The organism is Wolbachia endosymbiont (group A) of Nomada flava, assembly GCF_964027055.1.
Taxonomy (GTDB): domain Bacteria; phylum Pseudomonadota; class Alphaproteobacteria; order Rickettsiales; family Anaplasmataceae; genus Wolbachia; species Wolbachia pipientis.
Window position 1 is genome coordinate 1,087,565 of record NZ_OZ034725.1, and the last position, 19,155, is coordinate 1,106,719.

At 36.3% G+C, this 19,155-nt stretch carries 14 protein-coding genes and 1 tRNA gene; 13 read left to right on the forward strand and 2 right to left on the reverse strand.

Translation table 11 applies throughout. From position 1 onward, the window contains the following. Nucleotides 1-420 precede the first annotated feature (420 nt). From AAGD70_RS05710 to AAGD70_RS05770, 13 genes are all read left to right on the forward strand, one after another. Nucleotides 421-573 (forward strand): hypothetical protein, encoded by a 153-nt coding sequence (locus tag AAGD70_RS05710; RefSeq protein WP_007549315.1) that lies wholly within the window; start codon nucleotides 421-423, stop codon nucleotides 571-573. 527 nt (nucleotides 574-1,100) lie between these two features. Then, on the forward strand, nucleotides 1,101-1,475 hold the full coding sequence (rpsL, locus tag AAGD70_RS05715) for a 30S ribosomal protein S12 (RefSeq protein ID WP_006279787.1): 375 nt from the start codon (nucleotides 1,101-1,103) through the stop codon (nucleotides 1,473-1,475). A 5-nt stretch (nucleotides 1,476-1,480) separates the two neighbouring features. Then, nucleotides 1,481-1,960, forward strand: coding sequence for a 30S ribosomal protein S7 (gene rpsG, locus AAGD70_RS05720; RefSeq protein ID WP_007549313.1), 480 nt, complete (start codon nucleotides 1,481-1,483; stop codon nucleotides 1,958-1,960). Between the two features lie 21 nt (nucleotides 1,961-1,981). Next, nucleotides 1,982-4,057, forward strand: a complete 2,076-nt coding sequence (fusA, locus tag AAGD70_RS05725; protein WP_065094648.1) for an elongation factor G — start codon at nucleotides 1,982-1,984, stop codon at nucleotides 4,055-4,057. A gap of 11 nt (nucleotides 4,058-4,068) precedes the next feature. Next, nucleotides 4,069-5,241 carry an elongation factor Tu gene (gene tuf / locus AAGD70_RS05730; protein ID WP_341814072.1) on the forward strand — a complete coding sequence of 391 codons (1,173 nt, stop codon included), beginning with the start codon at nucleotides 4,069-4,071 and terminating at the stop codon, nucleotides 5,239-5,241. 13 nt (nucleotides 5,242-5,254) lie between these two features. Beyond that, nucleotides 5,255-5,327 (forward strand) — tRNA-Trp (locus tag AAGD70_RS05735). Nucleotides 5,328-5,337: 10 nt separating this feature from the next. Beyond that, complete coding sequence (gene secE, locus AAGD70_RS05740; protein ID WP_006279543.1) at nucleotides 5,338-5,547, forward strand: preprotein translocase subunit SecE; 210 nt, start codon at nucleotides 5,338-5,340, stop codon at nucleotides 5,545-5,547. Next, nucleotides 5,537-6,373, forward strand: a complete 837-nt coding sequence (nusG, locus tag AAGD70_RS05745; RefSeq protein WP_065094731.1) for a transcription termination/antitermination protein NusG — start codon at nucleotides 5,537-5,539, stop codon at nucleotides 6,371-6,373. Before secE ends, nusG begins: the two co-directional genes overlap by 11 nt. 2 nt (nucleotides 6,374-6,375) lie before the next feature. After that, a complete protein-coding gene (locus AAGD70_RS05750) occupies nucleotides 6,376-6,816 on the forward strand; it encodes a 50S ribosomal protein L11 (RefSeq protein ID WP_006279541.1) in 441 nt (146 codons plus the stop codon). A gap of 4 nt (nucleotides 6,817-6,820) precedes the next feature. Then, nucleotides 6,821-7,474 carry a 50S ribosomal protein L1 gene (gene rplA, locus AAGD70_RS05755; protein WP_065094732.1) on the forward strand — a complete coding sequence of 218 codons (654 nt, stop codon included), beginning with the start codon at nucleotides 6,821-6,823 and terminating at the stop codon, nucleotides 7,472-7,474. A gap of 12 nt (nucleotides 7,475-7,486) precedes the next feature. After that, nucleotides 7,487-8,005 (forward strand): 50S ribosomal protein L10, encoded by a 519-nt coding sequence (rplJ, locus tag AAGD70_RS05760; RefSeq protein WP_006279539.1) that lies wholly within the window; start codon nucleotides 7,487-7,489, stop codon nucleotides 8,003-8,005. 26 nt (nucleotides 8,006-8,031) lie between these two features. Next, the gene (rplL, locus tag AAGD70_RS05765) at nucleotides 8,032-8,433 is read left to right on the forward strand and encodes a 50S ribosomal protein L7/L12 (protein WP_065094733.1); all 402 of its coding nucleotides are present in this window, start codon (nucleotides 8,032-8,034) and stop codon (nucleotides 8,431-8,433) included. 58 nt (nucleotides 8,434-8,491) lie between these two features. After that, on the forward strand, nucleotides 8,492-17,005 hold the full coding sequence (locus AAGD70_RS05770) for a DNA-directed RNA polymerase subunit beta/beta' (RefSeq protein ID WP_065095347.1): 8,514 nt from the start codon (nucleotides 8,492-8,494) through the stop codon (nucleotides 17,003-17,005). Nucleotides 17,006-17,011: 6 nt separating this feature from the next. Here the strand turns inward: AAGD70_RS05770 and dusB are convergent, their stop codons facing one another. Together dusB and AAGD70_RS05780 are read right to left on the reverse strand one after the other, a co-directional pair. Continuing rightward, complete coding sequence (dusB, locus tag AAGD70_RS05775; protein WP_065094735.1) at nucleotides 17,012-17,974, reverse strand: tRNA dihydrouridine synthase DusB; 963 nt, start codon at nucleotides 17,972-17,974, stop codon at nucleotides 17,012-17,014. Nucleotides 17,975-17,999: 25 nt separating this feature from the next. After that, nucleotides 18,000-19,079 (reverse strand): Ulp1 family isopeptidase, encoded by a 1,080-nt coding sequence (locus AAGD70_RS05780; RefSeq protein ID WP_065094736.1) that lies wholly within the window; start codon nucleotides 19,077-19,079, stop codon nucleotides 18,000-18,002. Nucleotides 19,080-19,155 lie beyond the last annotated feature (76 nt).

Sequence of the window (19,155 nt, forward strand, 5' to 3'; positions counted from 1 at the left end):
CAAAAATAGCAAGATGAGCTTCCAGTTTAGGGTAGCTGCACTAAATCCCAGTGTCAAGCACGCAGCTGTACGAACATTGCAATTTGCAGATCCAAGTAGCTTGACTACTTGGATCCAGCTAAGTTGGTGAGCATAAAAGTATAGCTTCTACGTCATGCCGCCGCGAACCGTCATACTGCCGCGGCGCTAACAAGAGATCCCGCTAACAAGCAGCGGGACGACGAGGTCAGGGTGTCATCCTAGTACCTTCTCCTGTCATCCCAGTGCCCTGACTACTTGGATCCAGGAAAAAGAATGGTGTCATCCAAGTAGCCTCCCTCCCCTGTCATCCCAGTGCTCAGACACTGGGATCCAGAAAAGTTTGCTTGTAAGCAAGCAAACTAGTACAGAAAGTGGTTACAACATTTTCGATGAGATTATATGGAAAACTGGATTCCAGTGTCAAGCACTGGAATGACACCTTCCTGCCCAGTTCATGTTGCCATAAATATTAAGAAATTTACCAAGCAAAAAAAAGGCAAAAGAAGCCCTAGTCATTGTCTATTTTCAGTATTGGCGTTTTTTAAGTCTTAAACACTGCAATTTAGCTGCATTTTAAATGCAACTCACCTTAGTTTAAATGTTTAAGAAATTTACCAAGCAGAAAAAAAGGCAAAAGATATCCCGTATTAGCTAGTTGTCACTCTCTAATCCTGCAAATTGGCGTACTATACTGTCTTAAACGCTTTATAAGCGCGTTTCAGCTTATATAGGTAAAAACCCAGAAATGTTGTGAAGACGTAAAGTGTGCATAGTGCAAAAAATTAAAAATAAGACGCCAATTACGTAATACTGTTGTCATTTAATCTGCACAGATTGAAGATAAATGAATACCTTCAGTACCATGATAATGGGGCTGGCGAAGGGTGTCAAGTAAGTTTTTTCGTTTCTACTGAATGACAGTTGTGGCTTGGGAGGTAGTGCAAGAAGTCTACTGATGGCTTTCAAGGCAGTTGAGCTTAATTATTAGAGTAGTAATGTTTATTTTTATATTGACTATTGAGGTTTATTATTTTATAACTAAAAACTTAGTTATTTTAATGAGCTTGAGTTTATAACATATGCCTACGATAAATCAATTAATACGTAAGGGTAGATTAGGATTGACCCATAAGAAAAAGGTACCAGCTTTGGGAGAAAGCAACCCTCAAAGGAGAGGTGTTTGCACTAAGGTGTATACTACAACTCCTAGAAAGCCTAACTCAGCACTCCGTAAAGTAGCCAGAGTAAAAATTAGTGGGTATGGTGAAGTGACGGCTTATATACCTGGTGAAGGTCATAATTTACAAGAACACTCTGTTGTTTTGATACGTGGTGGGCGGGTTAAAGATTTGCCAGGTGTGCGTTATCACATAATAAGAGGTGCCCTTGATCTGCGTGGTGTGCAAAATCGAAAGAAAGCTCGTTCAAAATATGGTGTAAAGAAATCTGGTTAAAGTTTATGGCTCGTCGGAATAAAGCAAAAAAAAGAGAAATAAGTCCTGATTCGCGTTACGGCAGTGTTTTGCTGATGCGTTTCATTAATACAATCATGAAATGTGGTAAAAAATCTACTGCAGAAAAGATTATCTATGACGCTTTGTCTTTAGCTGAAAAGAAAATAGGCGAAGGTGGGTTATCAATTTTTGAGACAGCAGTAGGAAATGTTACTCCTTCTATAGAAGTGCGTTCTCGACGCATTGGTGGTGCAACTTATCAAGTACCTGTTGAAGTTCGACAAGATAGAGCGGTTTCTTTAGCGTTAAGGTGGATTGCTAAAGCAACTTCTGCTGCTCGAAAAAAGAGTGGAAAAACCACTGTTGATTGTTTGCAATCTGAAATATTGGATGCTTATAATAAACGCGGTGGTGCGTTTAAGATGTGCGAAGAAAAATATAAAATGGCTGAAGCTAATAAGGCATTTTCTCATCTTCGTTTTTAATGTTAGCTAATTAATTGTGATATGGAAATTGGAATATCTAAATACAGAAATATAGGGATAATGGCTCACATAGATGCTGGTAAGACTACCACAACAGAGCGTATTTTATTTTATACTGGTAAGCAAAATAGAATTGGTGAAGTGCACGATGGTGCAGCTTCTATGGATTGGATGGAGCAGGAAAAAGAGCGTGGTATTACAATCACATCTGCTGCAACAACATGTTTTTGGAATGATCATAGGGTCAATATAATAGACACTCCTGGTCACGTTGATTTCACTATTGAAGTTGAGAGATCTTTAAGGGTTTTGGATGGTGCAGTTGCTGTATTTGATGGAGTTGCTGGAGTTGAACCTCAATCTGAGACAGTGTGGCGTCAAGCTGATAAATATAGCGTTCCTCGTATCTGCTTTGTTAATAAGATGGATAGAATAGGGGCAAATTTTTATCGATGTGTTGATATGATAAAGACGAAGCTTGGTGCAGCACCTTTAGTTATTCATTTACCAATAGGGAGTGAGAAAGATTTCAAAGGTATAATTGACCTTATTTCTATGAAAGCCATTATATGGCAAGAAGAAACGTTGGGCGCTAAATTTTCTTATGAAGATATTCCTTCTGATTTGCTTGATAAGGCTCAAGAATATCGAAATCTTTTATTAGATGCTGCAGCTGAGATGGATGATGAAGCGATGAATACTTACTTTGAGTCTAATGATCTGCCAGTGGATTTACTGAAAAAATGCGTGAGAAATGGGACCATTAAAGGAAAATTTGTTCCTGTGTTATGTGGATCAGCTTTTAAAAATAAAGGCGTACAACCACTTTTAGATGGTGTGGTTGACTTTTTACCTTCTCCTATTGATGTTGATGTAATTGTTGGAATTGATCCTAAAGATTCAGAAAAGAAAATTGAGGTCAAACCTTCAGAAAAAGAGAAATTTGTTGCTCTTGCATTTAAAGTGATGACGGATAAATTTGTAGGCAGCTTGACGTTTATCCGTATTTATTCTGGTAAATTAAAGTCTAAATCTACCGTTTCAAATGCGTTAAAAAACGAAACTGAAGGGATTGGCAGAATGTTACTTATGCATGCAAATAACCGAGAAGATATAACTGAGGCTAGGGCTGGAGATATAGTTGCTTTAGTTGGGCTAAAGAAAACAACCACCGGAGATACTTTATGTTCTGTTGATTTTCCTATATTATTGGAGCGTATGGAATTTCCTGAGCCTGTTATTGAAATTGCTGTGGAACCTAAAACCACTTCAGATCAGGAAAAATTAGGTATTGCTCTAAATAGGTTGGTTGCAGAAGATCCTTCTTTGAGAATGTCAGTAAATGCGGAAAGTAGCCAGACTATATTGAAAGGCATGGGTGAGCTCCATCTTGAGATTATTGTTGATAGAATGAAGCGCGAATTTAACGTTGAGGCTAACGTCGGTGCTCCTCAGGTTGCATATCGTGAAACTATCACTAAATCTGTTGAAATTGATTACACTCATAAAAAACAATCTGGTGGAGCTGGTCAGTTTGCTAAGGTTAAAATAAAATTTGAACCTCTTGAGCCTGGTTCTGGGTTTCAATTTGAAAGTAAAATTGTAGGTGGTGCTATTCCAAAAGAGTATATTCCTGGGGTAGAAAATGGCTTGGAGTTGATAAAAGAAGGTGGTATAATTTCGGGATTTCCGTTGATTGATTTTAAGGCTACCCTTCTTGATGGTGCTTTTCATGAGGTTGATTCTAGTCCTTTAGCTTTTGAACTTGCTGCTAAAGGTGCTTTTAAAGAGATGGCAAATAAAGCTGGTCCAAAAATGCTGGAGCCTATAATGAAAGTTGAAATCATTACTCCTGAAGAATATATGGGTGATGTTATGGGTGATATAAATAGTAGAAGAGGAAATGTTGCTGATATGCTCGATTTAGGTAATAATAGTAAAATAATTACTGCTTCGGTACCTCTTGCAAATATGTTTGGTTATATCAACGTTTTGCGTTCTATGTCTCAGGGAAGGGCGCAGTATAGTATGCATTTTTCTTGTTATGAGCAAGTGCCACAATATGTGGTTGATGAGTTAAAGTTAGAGTATAATTAAGGGTAATAATTATGACAGCAGTAGTGGAAGCATTTGGAAAGCCGCATGTAAATGTGGGAACAATAGGACATGTGGATCATGGGAAGACAACGTTGACAGCGGCGATAACGAAGCATTATGGAAATTTTGTAGCGTACGATCAGATAGATAAAGCGCCAGAAGAAAGGAAGAGGGGGATAACGATAGCAACAGCGCATGTTGAGTATCAGACGGAAAAAAGGCATTATGCACACGTTGATTGTCCTGGACATGCTGACTATGTAAAGAACATGATAGTAGGTGCAGCACAGATGGATGCGGCGATATTGGTAGTGTCAGGGGTTGATGGGCCAATGCCACAAACGAGAGAGCATATATTGCTGGCGAAGCAGGTGGGTGTTGGATATATCGTGGTGTATATAAATAAAGCTGATGTTGCTGATGCTGATATGATAGATTTAGTGGAAATGGAAGTGAGGGAATTGCTGAATAAATACGGATTTCCAGGGGATGAAGTGCCTGTTGTGGTTGGTTCAGCACTCAAGGCGCTGGAGGATGACAGCAGCGAATATGGAAAAAAATCAATAGACAAATTGATGGAAAAGTTAGATGAATATGTGGCGGTTCCACCAAGGCCTGTGGATTTACCATTTTTATTGCCAATCGAAGATGTATTTTCGATATCGGGGCGAGGAACAGTGGTAACAGGAAGAATAGAGAAGGGAGAGATAAAGACGGGAGAAGAGATAGAGATAATAGGTCTGCAAGCGACGCAAAAGACGATATGCACAGGGGTTGAGATGTTTAAGAAGTTGCTGGATAAGGGAAGTGCAGGACTCAATGTAGGAATATTGTTAAGAGGAACAAAAAGAGAAGAAGTGGAGAGAGGGCAAGTATTAGCAAAACCGGGGACGATAACGCCGCATAGAAAGTTTAAGGCGGAGGTTTATATATTAAAGAAAGAGGAAGGAGGAAGGCATACACCATTTTTTGCGAATTACCAGCCACAGTTTTATTTAAGGACAACGGATGTAACTGGGAGCATAAAATTACTAGATGGGAAGGAGATGGTAATGCCAGGAGATAATGTGAGTGTAGAAGTAGAATTGCAAGTACCGATAGCAATGGATAAGGGATTGCGTTTTGCGATAAGAGAAGGCGGTAGAACTGTTGGTTCTGGTGTTGTTTCTGAAATTTTGGAGTGAGAGTTTGAGTTATAGGAGTGTAGCTCAATTGGTAGAGCGCTGGTCTCCAAAACCAGAGGTTGTAGGTTCAATTCCTATCGCTCCTGCATTAATGTTGTGGTGGAAATGTTAAAAAGTTTGTGTGGTTTTTTCTGTGATATAAAGCAAGAAATACGAAGAATTGCTTGGGTAAAGAAACAGGAGGTGTTGTCATCTCTATTTGTTGTAATGATTGTTATATTATGCTTTTCGATTTTCTTCTGTTTTGTGGATTTTATGTCTCTTTACGTAATTAAGGCTTTATTTGGAATTATTTATGGAATGTGAATATAAATGGTATATCATTAAAGTTGATTATGGATATGAGCAAGGTATACGCGAATTGGTAAGTAATGCTGTTTATTTTAAGGAAGTGTTTATTCCTTATCAAACGGTATGTAATTCAAAGTCTGATATAAAAGAATTATGTGAAGTGTATGTATATATGCATCTGTGTGATGAAAGCAAAAATATTTTGAATCAAACGCCTGGATTCTGCAGTGGCGAATCTGGTAATTTTGAGATGATTTTAGATGATGAGATAAGTTTAAAGTGTAAGGAATTTAATAGGTATAAATGGTATATCTTGAGAGTTGCTTCTAATTGTGAAGAGAAAGTGCGCCAACATATATTGGAAAATTCTATGAGATTGGGTGTTAATGATTACTTTAAGGAAGTTTTTATTCCATATGAAGAGCTAAGTGAAGTAGAGTTGAAATCTAAGAAAATTGCTACACGAAGGAAATGCTTTCCTGGTTATGTCTTTTTATACGTGAATTTATGCGATGAAGTATTGAATTTTATCAATAATATACCAAAATCTCTTAAGGTTTATGGATTTTTGAAAAACGGTAATATTCCAAAGGTGATTTTGGATGATGAGATTCACTCAATGTGTAATGCACTTTATAATGCTCAAGAGACAAAGAAGTTAGGTTATGGTTATGAAAAAGGTGAAAAAGTGAAAATTAATGATGGTCTTTTTCAAAATTTTACTGGTAAGGTAAATATGGTAAACGATGAGAAAAAAATTATTAATGTGGAAGTATCGATTTTAGGTAAGCCGACAATAATAGAGCTTGATCTGGCTCAAGTAGAGAAAATAGAGGATTAATTATGAGTGTTATAGTTGCTAAGATTAACTTACTTATGGAAGCTGGGAAAGCAGTTCCAGGACCGAAAATTGCTTCAGTACTTGGTCCACGTGGTATACCTGTTCCTAAGTTTTGTGAAGCTTTTAATAAAGTTACTAGTGCTGCTAACGCTAATTATAAAGTAGGCGATTTAGTAACAGTGCGAATTTCCATAAAGGATGATCGCTCTCATGATTTTACTGTCAGCGGTCCGCCTGTGGCTTATTTACTTAAGCAGGAGGCTAAATTAAGTAAAAGTTCTGGTAATCCTGGTAAAGAATTAGTGGCTAAATTACCTATGTCTGCTATAATTAAAGTAGCAAAGTGCAAGATGGTTGATATGAAAGTGGATAATGAAGATTCAGCAGTGAAAATGGTTGTAGGCACTGCAAAATCTATGGGTATAGAAGTTGTGGAAGGTTAGGTAAATGAATACATATAATGATAATCCTAAGCAGTGTTTGAAGAAGATTGTTGAGTCTGCTTCAGCAAAATTTAATGAATCAGTTGATATTGCGGTCAATTTAGGCGTAGATTCACGTAAATCTGAAGAGCAGGTGCGTGGTACAGTAGTTTTGCCTAAAGGTATCGGGAAGAATATTAAAGTAGCTGTTTTTGCTCAAGATAAACATTTATTAGAAGCTGAAAAAGCTGGTGCTGATATTGCAGGAGGAGAGGATTTAGTTGAAGAAATAAAAAAAGGTAGAAAGTTAGATGTTGATTGGTGCATTACTACTCCTGATTTTATGGCAAAAATCACTCCTATTGCAAAAGTATTGGGTGCTAAAGGGCTGATGCCTAACCCTAAATTTGGTACTGTGACTTCTAACATTGCAGAAGCTATTAAAACCATTAAGTCTGGTCAGGTAAAATTTAGAACAGATAAAAATGGTGTTATTCATGGTAAATTAGGAAATATTAAATTTGATATTGATGACTTGCTAGAAAATTTAAAAGCCTTTCTTAAAGTAATTAAAGATAATAAACCTATTTCTGCGAAAGGAATTTACTTTAAGGGTGTTTTTTTAAATTCAACTATGGGTAAAGCTTATAAGATAGGCAAAGTGGAAGATATAATTTAAGGGAGTGATACCGTGAAGCGTAAAGATAAGGATGAATTTATACAGAGCACAATAAACGTATTTGTAAATAATGATTTCTTGATATTAGTAAATTTTAAATCTATAAATGCTAATGATTCATTAACTCTGAGGAATAGTCTGAAGTCTATAGCAGGTGGGGTATTAGTAGTTAAAAACACTCTAGCGCGTTTGGCTTTGGAAAGGACTGGTAAATTCTCTTATTTATCAGGCAAATTTTCCGGTCCTGTTGCTATTATATACTCTAGTGGCATAGTAGAAGCTGCAAAATTAATAGTTGATTTTACTAATGCTAACAAAGAAAAAATGTCTGTGATTTGCGCAGCTCATTTAAATGAATTGTTAACAGTGGAAGATGTTAATAAACTGGCTAAGTTGCCTTCTCTGGATGAATTGCGTGTTAAAATTATGCGTTTAATATCTTATGATATTCCTGCTCGGTTAGCGTTGTCTATTAATTCATCTTCTATGAGGCTTATGAGAGTTTTGGATTATTATAGTTCTAAAAAATAAATTTGTTGTTAAGTAAGGTGGTAATTATGAGTAATGTAACAAGTGATTTGGTTGATAAAATATTATCTTTAAACCTATTAGAGGCTTCTGAACTTGTAAAAGTTTTAGAAGAGAAAATAGGGTTGCCTGCTGGTTCTTTTCTTGGTGGAGCTGTTGGTGCTGGGGCACCTATTGGTGATAATGCTGCTGCTCCTGCTGCTCAAGAAAAAGCTGAGTATAAAGTTGTGATTAAAGAAATTGATGCGAGTAAAAAAATAGGAGTTATTAAAGCTGTGAGAGAGGTTAATTCTATATTGGGTTTAAAAGAAGCAAAAGAGTTGGTTGAATCTTTACCTAAAGATTTGACTGCTAATGTTCCTAAAGACGAAGCAGAAAAAATCAAGCAAAAACTTATTGAAGCAGGAGCAACTAAAGTGGAGCTTGAATAATATTTAATGTATTAATTTTATATTGATATAGCTCTTTTAATTAGTTTGGGGTATTTTAATGGTTGATTCTTCTTATATGTACGCTTCTGGTGCTTTTGTTCCTAGAGTTTCTTATTCTAGGTCGATTGATTTAAAAGATTCTTTATTGGATTTGGTTAAGGTTCAAAAAGAATCATATGATTCTTTTACTCCTAAGAATAAGGGTAATGAAAGACTTGAAGTTATCTTTCATACAATCTTTCCAATAAATGATCCTTTGCGTAGGGCTACTATTGAGTTTATAAGTTGTAGGGTAGATGATCCTAAGTATGATGAATCTGAGTGTATAAAGCGTGGTGTAACTTTTTCTGCTCAGGTTATTGCTTCTATACGTCTTGTTGTTATGCAGGATGGTATTTCTCTTGATGAATATAAATCGATTAAAGAGAGTGGAGATCATTCTAAACTTGCAACCGTTGTAAAATCTATAGAAGAGCAGAAAGTCCACTTTTGTGGGTTGCCTATGATGACTGATAAGGGCACTTTCATCATTAATGGTGTGGAAAAAGTTATCGTCTCACAAATGCATAGGTCTCCTGGTGTATTTTTTGATAGCGATAAGGGAAAAACTTACAATTCTGGTAAATTGATCTATTCTGCTAGAATTATTCCTTATAGGGGTTCTTGGCTTGATATTGAATTTGATGTTAAAGACCATTTGTATTTTCGTGTTGATAGAAAAAGAAAATTGCCAATTTCAGTTTTATTAAAGGCGTTGGGTCTATCAAATAATGATATACTCGATAGATTTTATGAGAAAATAAAGTATGTAAAACATAAAGATGGTTGGAAAGTGCCTTTTGTTCCTGATAAATTTAAAGGAGTGAGGCTACCTTTCGACTTAATGGATATTGAAGGTAATGTGCTGCTTAAAGCTAACGTTCGTATTACCTCAAGACTAGCTAAAAAGCTATATGATAATGAATTGAAAGAGTATCTGGTTCCTTTTAATTCTATATGTGGTTTATTCCTCGCAGAAGATTTAATGGATAGTGCTAGCTCTACGAAAATTTTATCTGCTGGTGAATCTATAAAGCTGGAAGACATAAAGAAGCTTGAGTTATTATCTGTAGATGAAATATCAGTGTTGAACATAGATAATTTGTTTGTTGGACCTTATATATTAAATACGCTTTTCTTAGATGAAAACATGTCTTATCAGGATGCACTATATGAAATATATAGAGTTTTGCGTCCTGGTGAAGTTCCTGTTTTAGAGATAGTAGAAGAGTTTTTCCGTAATCTTTTCTTCAGTCCGGAATATTATGATTTGTCTAACATTGGTAGGTTGAAGCTTAACTCTTACCTTGGATTAAATTATGATGAGGATTTAACTGTTTTAACGCATGAAGATATTATTGAAATTGTGAAAAAAATAGTATTGTTACGTGACGGTCAAGGCTCTGTAGATGATATTGATCATTTAGGAAACAGAAGAGTAAGATCAGTTGGAGAGTTTATAGAAAATCAATTTAGAACTGGGTTGTTGAAATTGGAACGCGCAATAGTTGATTCTATGTCCACTTCTAGTTTAGATAAAGTTTCTCCATCTGATTTTATTAATCCAAAAGTGTTAACTAATGTCTTAAGAGATTTCTTCAATTCTTCTCAATTATCGCAATTTATGGATCAGACTAATCCGTTATCTGAAATAACACATAAAAGAAGGTTATCCGCGTTAGGTCCTGGCGGTTTAACAAGAGAACGGGCAGGATTTGAGGTACGTGATGTTCATCCAACTCATTATGGAAGAATTTGCCCTATTGAGACTCCTGAAGGGCAAAATATAGGGTTAATCAACAGCTTAGCTATATACGCGCGTATTAATAAATATGGTTTCATTGAAAGCCCTTATAGAAAAGTAGTCAATAGGGTTGTTACTGATCAAATTGAGTATCTTTCTGCTATAGACGAAGGCTCACATCATATAGCTGACACTAGCGTAAAGCTTGATGAAAATAATTGCTTTGTTGATGACATGCTATACTGTAGATATGCTGGTAGCTTCGTCATGGTAAGTAGCGACCAAGTTAGTTACATTGACGTATCTCCTAAGCAGGTAATATCAGTTGCAGCTTCCTTGATTCCATTTTTAGAAAATGATGATGCTAATAGAGCATTAATGGGTTCAAATATGCAACGTCAGGCCGTACCTTTATTGAAGCCTACCGCTCCTCTGGTTGCTACTGGTATGGAGTCTTTTGTAGCTTCTGGCTCTGGTGCTGTAGTTTTAGCAAAACGCGATGGCATAGTTGATAGTTCTGATAGTAACTCTATAGTTATACGTGCTTTTGATAAAGAAAGGGTTAACTACTTGGACGTAGATATTTATCATCTAAGGAAATTTCAGCGTTCTAACCATAATACTTGTATTAATCAAAGACCGCTAGTGTGCGTAGGTGATTATGTTAAAAAGGGTGATGTAATAGCTGATGGTCCTGCAATTAACAGTGGTGAGTTGGCGCTTGGTAAAAATTTGCTAGTCGCTTTTATGTCTTGGCAAGGTTATAATTTTGAAGACTCTATTATTATTTCTAGTGAAGTTGTTAAAAAAGATCTCTTTACTTCTATTCATATAGAAGAATTTGACTGTGTTGTACATGATACCCCTTTAGGATCAGAAAAAATAACTCGTGCTATACCTGGTGTTAATGAAGAAAATCTATATCACTTGGATGATAGTGGTATAGTGAAAATTGGTACAAGAGTTGGTCCAGGCTATATTCTGGTAGGTAAAGTTACACCTAAACCTTCTCTTTCATTGCCTCCTGAAACGAAGTTATTAATGACAATTTTTGGTGAAAAGTCATTCGATTGTGCGGATTCCTCTTTATATACATCTCCAGATGTTGAAGGGACAGTAATTGATGTACAAGTCTTTACACGCAGGGGGGTTGAAGAAAATGAAAGGGCATTACTCATCAAACAAAAAGAGATAAATGACTTTGAGGAAGAGCGAGATTATATAATCAATGTTACTAGTGAATATTTCTATGATGAACTGAAGAAACTTCTTATTAATTCTGGTTCTCAAGATCGAGAAAAATTTGACTCTATTGAACGTGAGCAATGGTGGGGTATAGGATTAAAAAACCAATCCATTTCTGAGCAAGTTAAGAGCTTAAAAAAAGATTTTGATGAAAAAGTATCACATGCAATAGCACAGTTTAAGCGAAAAGTAGAAAAATTACATGAAGGTTATGACCTGCCTCAAGGTGTGTCGATGTCAGTAAAAGTTTTCATTGCTGTGAAACATAGTCTGCAGCCAGGGGATAAAATGGCTGGTAGACATGGGAATAAAGGTGTGATTTCTCGAGTTGTGCCAGTGGAAGATATGCCTTATTTGGAAGATGGTACTCCTGTTGATATTATTCTTAACCCTCTTGGTGTTCCTTCACGAATGAATGTAGGGCAAATACTGGAAACGCATGTAGGTTGGGCTTGTAGAAAATTAGGGGAAAAGGTAAGTAATATTCTCGATGGGATCAATAAGATCAAAAGTGCTTTTTGCAAGGGAATTAGGTCCCTTAACGATGATAATTTTACACAATTTGCAGTAGCATACCTTGATAATAAAAAAATTGAAAATATTGATGATGATGAAATAACGGCTTCTGTTTTAAATACACCTAATAAGAATGCACTAAATGACGAGTTGAATGAGTTAGTAGAGAACTATTTGAACTCTTGTAAAAGTTCATACAGCAATTTACGTAACTTCCTGATTGAGGTTTATAGCTATGGCAGTAACGTATCTATCTGTAATGATATTCGTAATATTAGTGATAATAATCTCATTGAATTTGCACGCAAATTACGTGATGGCGTTCCTGTTGCTGCACCTGTATTTGAGGGTCCAAAAGATGAACAAATAGCAAAATTATTTGAACTTGCTGGTTTAGATAACTCTGGACAAGCTGTATTATATGACGGTTGCAGTGGTGAAAAATTCGACCGCAAGGTTACAGTTGGTTATATGTACATGCTTAAGTTGCACCACTTGGTTGATGGTAAAATTCATGCGCGTTCAGTAGGGCCTTATAGTTTGGTTACTCAACAACCTCTTGGAGGAAAATCTCATTTTGGTGGTCAGCGTTTTGGTGAAATGGAATGTTGGGCATTACAAGCCTATGGTGCTGCTTATACTTTGCAGGAAATGTTAACTGTGAAGTCTGATGATATTAATGGTAGAGTTAAGATTTATGAATCGATAATAAAAGGTGACAGTAATTTTGAATGTGGAATTCCTGAATCCTTTAATGTGATGATAAAAGAACTACGTTCTTTATGTTTAAATGTAGATTTAAAGCAAAATGATGTAGTGATTGAAGATATATCTCACACTAACATTGCACAACCTTTTAATGAGGTTAGCATATCGATTGCTAGCCCTGAAAGTATTAAGCGTATATCTTGTGGTGAGATAGAAGATGTTTCAACTGCAAATTATCGTACGTTCAAAGTTGAGAAAGGTGGATTATTTTGCCCTAAGGTTTTTGGCCCTGTCAATGACGATGAATGTTTATGTGGAAAATACAAAAAAAGAAGACACAGAGGTCGTATATGCGAAAAATGCGGAGTAGAAGTTACATCTTCTAAAGTAAGAAGAGAAAGGATGGGTCATATAGAGCTTGCATCTCCTGTTGCTCATATATGGTTTTTGAAATCGCTTCCTTCAAGAATTGGAGCATTATTGGATATGTCTCTCAGAGATATTGAGAATATTTTATATAGCGATAATTATATCGTAATAGATCCTCTTGTTTCGCCTTTTGAAAAAGGTGAGATTATTAGTGAAAAAGCTTATAATGAAGCTAAAGATAGCTATGGGATCGATAGTTTTGTAGCTATGCAAGGTGTTGAAGCTATAAGAGAGTTGCTAACGCGCCTTGATTTACATGAAATTAGGAAGGATTTAAGACTAGAATTAGAATCTGTTGCTTCTGAGATAAGAAGAAAGAAAATTATAAAGAGATTGCGTATTGTTGAAAACTTCATTAAATCTGGAAATAGGCCTGAGTGGATGATACTTACAACTATACCTATTTTACCACCTGATTTGCGTCCTTTGGTATCGCTTGAGAGTGGTCGTCCTGCAGTTTCTGATCTGAATCATCATTATAGGACTATTATTAATAGAAATAACAGGTTGAGGAAATTGTTGAGCTTAAATCCTCCTGAGATTATGATTCGTAATGAAAAAAGGATGTTACAAGAAGCAGTTGATTCTCTTTTTGATAATGGTCGTCGTAATACTTTGGTAAATAAAGCTGGTGCTGTTGGATATAAAAAGTCCATTAGTGATATGTTAAAAGGAAAACAGGGTCGTTTTCGCCAGAACCTCTTAGGAAAAAGGGTAGACTACTCTGGACGTTCTGTAATAGTTGTTGGTCCAACTTTGAAACTAAATCAGTGTGGATTACCAAAAAGAATGGCTCTTGAACTATTCAAACCTTTTGTTTACTCAAAGCTTAAGATGTATGGTATGGCTCCAACTATTAAGTTTGCTAGTAAGTTGATAAGAGCAGAAAAACCAGAAGTTTGGGATATGCTTGAAGAGGTAATAAAAGAGCATCCTGTTTTGTTGAATAGAGCGCCTACGCTACATAGACTTGGTATTCAGGCTTTTGAGCCAATCCTTATTGAAGGCAAAGCAATACAGCTTCATCCGCTTGTCTGTACGGCGTTTAATGCTGATTTTGATGGTGATCAAATGGCAGTGCATGTGCCAATTTCATTGGAAGCTCAGCTTGAAGCTAGGGTGTTGATGATGTCCACTAATAACGTTTTAAGTCCTTCTAATGGCAGACCGATTATAGTTCCTAGTAAAGATATAGTACTTGGTATATATTATCTGACTTTACAAGAACCTAAGGAAGATAATTTACCATCTTTTGGTGCTTTTTGTGAAGTTGAGCATTCCTTGAGTGATGGTACTTTACATATTCATTCTAGTATAAAGTATAGGATGGAGTATATTAATAGCAGCGGTGAAACTCACTATAAAACTGTTTGTACAACTCCTGGCCGTTTAATATTATGGCAAATTTTTCCTAAGCATGAGAATCTAGGCTTCGATCTAATAAATCAGATATTAACAGTCAAGGAAATAACTGGTATAGTTGATTTGGTATATCGTAACTGTGGTCAAAGTGCTACAGTGGCATTTTCTGATAAATTAATGGTACTTGGCTTTGAGTATGCCACATTTTCTGGTGTCTCTTTTGGTCGTTGTGATATGGTTATACCTGAAACTAAAGCTACACATGTTGATCACGCGAGGGGTGAAATTAAGAAATTCTCTATGCAATATCAAGATGGGCTAATAACTAGAAGTGAGAGGTATAACAAGGTTATAGATGAATGGTCTAAGTGTACGGATATGATAGCTAATGATATGTTAAAAGCAATATCTATATATGATGGAAATAGTAAGTACAACTCAGTGTATATGATGGTTAACTCTGGTGCAAGGGGTTCTACTTCACAGATGAAACAGCTAGCAGGAATGCGAGGGCTCATGACCAAACCTTCTGGTGAGATTATAGAAACACCTATAATTTCTAATTTCCGTGAAGGATTGAACGTATTTGAATACTTTAATTCTACTCACGGTGCGCGTAAAGGTTTAGCTGACACTGCACTTAAAACTGCAAACTCTGGATACTTAACTCGTCGTTTAGTTGATGTATCTCAAAATTGCATAGTTACAAAGCATGACTGTAAAACAAAAAATGGTCTTGTTGTGAGAGCTACAGTTGAAGGAAGTACTATAGTTGCATCTCTAGAGAGTGTTGTGCTGGGTAGAACAGCTGCAAATGATATATATAACCCAGTGACAAAAGAATTATTAGTAAAAGCAGGGGAATTAATTGATGAGGATAAAGTAAAGCAAATCAGCATTGCAGGTCTTGATGTTGTAAAAATTAGATCGCCTTTAACTTGTGAAATAAGTCCTGATGTATGTTCTTTATGTTATGGAAGAGACCTTGCAACTGGTAAAATTGTTTCAATAGGTGAAGCAGTTGGTGTTATAGCTGCTCAATCTGTTGGAGAGCCAGGTACTCAGTTAACGATGCGTACTTTTCATATAGGTGGAGTAATGACTAGAGGCGTTGAATCCTCGAATATTATAGCTTCTATTAATGCTAAAATAAAGTTAAACAATAGTAATATAATTATAGATAGAAACGGAAATAAAATTGTGATAAGCCGTTCCTGTGAAGTCGTGTTGATTGATAGCCTTGGTAGTGAGAAGTTGAAGCACAGTGTACCTTACGGCGCTAAGTTTTATGTAGATGAGAGTGGGTCAGTAAAAATTGGCGATAAAGTTGCGGAATGGGATCCTTATACATTGCCTATTATCACGGAGAAGACTGGTACAGTGTCTTATCAGGACTTAAAAGATGGAATTTCGATTACTGAAGTGATGGATGAATCTACAGGAATATCAAGCAAAGTAGTAAAAGACTGGAAATTGCATTCTGGTGGAGCTAGTTTACGTCCTCGTATTGTGCTGCTTGACGATAATGGTGAAGTAATGACACTCGCAAGTGGCGTTGAAGCATGTTATTTTATACCAATTGGTGCAGTGCTCAATGTACAAAATGGCCAGAAGGTTCATGCAGGTGATGTTATTACAAGAACACCAAGAGAGTCAGTTAAAACTCGTGATATTACTGGTGGTTTACCGAGGGTTATAGAGTTATTTGAAGCACGTCGTCCTAAAGAGCATGCTATTGTTAGTGAGATAGATGGCTATGTAGCGTTTTCTGAAAAAGACCGTAGAGGAAAACGCAGTATATTAATTAAACCTGTAGATGAACAAATTTCTCCAGTTGAATATTTGGTATCAAGAAGTAAGCATGTAATAGTCAATGAAGGTGATTTTGTACGTAAAGGTGATCTATTGATGGATGGTGACCCTGATCTCCATGATATTTTACGTGTGCTTGGGTTAGAAGCTTTAGCGCACTATATGATTTCTGAAATACAGCAAGTTTATAGATTGCAGGGTGTTCGTATAGACAATAAGCATTTAGAGGTGATCTTAAAACAAATGCTACAAAAAGTGGAAATTACTGATCCTGGTGATACTATGTACTTGGTTGGCGAAAGCATTGACAAGCTGGAAGTTGATAGGGAAAATGATGCTATGAGTAACTCTGGCAAACGGCCTACTCATTATCTTCCTATTCTGCAGGGGATTACTAGGGCAAGTCTTGAAACTAGCTCCTTTATTTCTGCTGCCTCTTTCCAAGAGACAACAAAAGTACTTACAGAAGCAGCATTCTGCGGGAAGAGTGATCCTTTAAGTGGATTAAAAGAAAATGTTATAGTAGGAAGATTAATTCCTGCTGGTACAGGTTTGATTATGAATAAGATCAGAGCACTTTCACTTTGTGATAATGTGGATAAATATGAAAAATATTTTGATATTGAAACTTATGACGAGGAATGGTTGATGGATAATGGTTGTCATTTACACTCTGGTGAGGAAGAGAGCGTAGTGGCATACGATCAGTCGAATTGAGTACAGCTAGTGTGTCTCTTGACCAAAAAAGCCAATAATATTTTCTTTCACTTCTGTGCTATCTGTCATGTTATTTACTCTCACACGAAATTCAGATGAGCCTTGAAGCCCGCTACTGTACCAACCTATGTGTTTGCGGGCCATCTTTATTCCTGTGTCATTTCCATAGTACTCAAGAATATTGTCGTAATGCTCGAGTATGATGCTTAATCTCTCTGAAGCTGTTGGCTCAGAAGTTTCACTTCCACTGAGAAAGTTCATTGCTTGATTAATCAGCCAAGGTTTACCGTAGGCACCACGACCTATCATCACTCCGTCTGCTCCGGATTCTTTAAGAGCACTTTGAATATCACTCAAGTTTTTAATATCGCCATTTACTATAACTGGAATTTTCACTTGTTCTTTAACATTTCTAACGAATTTCCAATCTGCTTGACCGTTATAGAGCTGTGCTCTTGTCCTTCCATGCACAGTAATCATTTTTGCTCCTAAGTCTTCGGCAATTTTCGCAAGTCTCGGGGCATTGCGATTTTTATCGTTCCATCCAGTGCGCATTTTCACCGTAACTGGCATATTCACTGCTTTGACCACAGCTTCAATTATCTCAGCGGCTTTTTTCTCATCACGCATTAGCGCTGATCCTGCATAACCGTTTACAACTTTTTTAACAGGGCAACCAAAGTTTATGTCTATAATTTTTGCTCCCATGTCCTCGTTTAATTTTGCAGCCTCCGCCATAACATCTGGCTCACACCCAGCAAGCTGCACAGCAGTTAATGCATCGACTTTTGCTTTTTGCAAACTCTGGCGAGTTTGCATAATCATAGCTCTGCTTGCAATCATCTCTGAAACTAACAAACTTGCACCAAGTTTCTTCACAATACTTCTAAACGGATAATCAGTCACCCCAGACATTGGCGCTAAAATTACCGGAGAATCAATCGTCAAATTTCCTATTTGGAGGGGCATAAGGTCAATGGTAATTTTTCATTGATTACATAATGTAACACAAACTTGCATTCTCCCTTGAAATAGAAGACTGAGATGTTTTCGTCCTTGGCGGACGCTTACGATTTCTTAGATCTTCCTTACATTTCTCATCTTCCATAAGCGCTCTTGTAAATTCTTCTCTTTTCTCATTCAAATCAAATTTATATTCTGATAACTTTTTGTCAATTTCGTCAAATGATTTGTCTTCGTTAAGCATTTGTGTAATTTTATGAGCATTTTCTAACGCAAATATTCCACAGTTATACCCGTCACTTTGCTGCTTAGTTGGGGAAATTCTTATGTCTAATACCCATTCCTCTTTTTGCAGTTCTCTTTTAACAATATTTAGCACATTATCTGGCAATTGATTACCAAATGAGTCACAGTAATAAGCTCTAAATTTTTTATCACCTGCATCAGGTTTAATAACCAAAGTTACCCAATGATTATTGTTAATATGAAGAACCGAAGTAAATATCAATTTAGAATTTTGTTTGAATTCACCTCTATAATTCTGAAGAAATTCTTTTGTGAGTTCGTCCCAACCATTAGAATAGCTAGGGGCAAGAAAATAGACATTATTATTACTATATTCACTTTGTGAGTACCCATATACAACTCTTGCAATATGTGTAATGTCATTATCATCTAACCAGTAACTATAGTTTTTTCTGTTTGTCTGATGCACAAGAGTGTCCAAATCTTCATGAAACTCTTTACCACCCAAACCACTATCCAAAGAGCTTCTACGACTACTGTTCCTTGAATTGGGTTCACTTCCTGGTACAATACCACTATCTCCATCTTGAGTTTTTTGCTCACCTTGACTTGCTCTTTTTCCATTAATATAGTTCTTTGCTAATTTGTATGCTACTGTAAGAATTATTCCCATTAAAACCCAAACTACAGGGTTAGAGATGAGTATAGCAAGTGGAAAGGTCAATAGAGGAGATCCTATTACCGCCCCTAAACAGCCAACAGCAAATGTGGCTGCTAGGCATACACAAGTAGCGTAGATAACGAATTTCCCACCAGCAAAGTAAGTGCTCTCTTTAAGTTGATTATATTTTTCTGTGACGCCCATACTACATCCTATAAACGCTAAGTTAATTAAATTTTAACAAATTCTAACAAAAAAATCAACCATAATAATTTTAGTA

Excerpts from the sequence above, each read along its gene's own strand:
- rpsL (WP_006279787.1), top strand. The coding sequence starts at position 1,101 with ATGCCTACGATAAATCAATTAATACGTAAGGGTAGATTAGGATTGACC.
- nusG (WP_065094731.1), top strand. The coding sequence starts at position 5,537 with ATGGAATGTGAATATAAATGGTATATCATTAAAGTTGATTATGGATAT.
- AAGD70_RS05780 (WP_065094736.1), bottom strand. The coding sequence starts at position 19,079 with ATGGGCGTCACAGAAAAATATAATCAACTTAAAGAGAGCACTTACTTT.
- AAGD70_RS05770 (WP_065095347.1), top strand. The coding sequence starts at position 8,492 with ATGGTTGATTCTTCTTATATGTACGCTTCTGGTGCTTTTGTTCCTAGA.
- rplL (WP_065094733.1), top strand. The coding sequence starts at position 8,032 with ATGAGTAATGTAACAAGTGATTTGGTTGATAAAATATTATCTTTAAAC.
- fusA (WP_065094648.1), top strand. The coding sequence starts at position 1,982 with ATGGAAATTGGAATATCTAAATACAGAAATATAGGGATAATGGCTCAC.
- tuf (WP_341814072.1), top strand. The coding sequence starts at position 4,069 with ATGACAGCAGTAGTGGAAGCATTTGGAAAGCCGCATGTAAATGTGGGA.
- dusB (WP_065094735.1), bottom strand. The coding sequence starts at position 17,974 with ATGCCCCTCCAAATAGGAAATTTGACGATTGATTCTCCGGTAATTTTA.
- AAGD70_RS05710 (WP_007549315.1), top strand. The coding sequence starts at position 421 with ATGGAAAACTGGATTCCAGTGTCAAGCACTGGAATGACACCTTCCTGC.
- rpsG (WP_007549313.1), top strand. The coding sequence starts at position 1,481 with ATGGCTCGTCGGAATAAAGCAAAAAAAAGAGAAATAAGTCCTGATTCG.
- rplA (WP_065094732.1), top strand. The coding sequence starts at position 6,821 with ATGAATACATATAATGATAATCCTAAGCAGTGTTTGAAGAAGATTGTT.
- AAGD70_RS05750 (WP_006279541.1), top strand. The coding sequence starts at position 6,376 with ATGAGTGTTATAGTTGCTAAGATTAACTTACTTATGGAAGCTGGGAAA.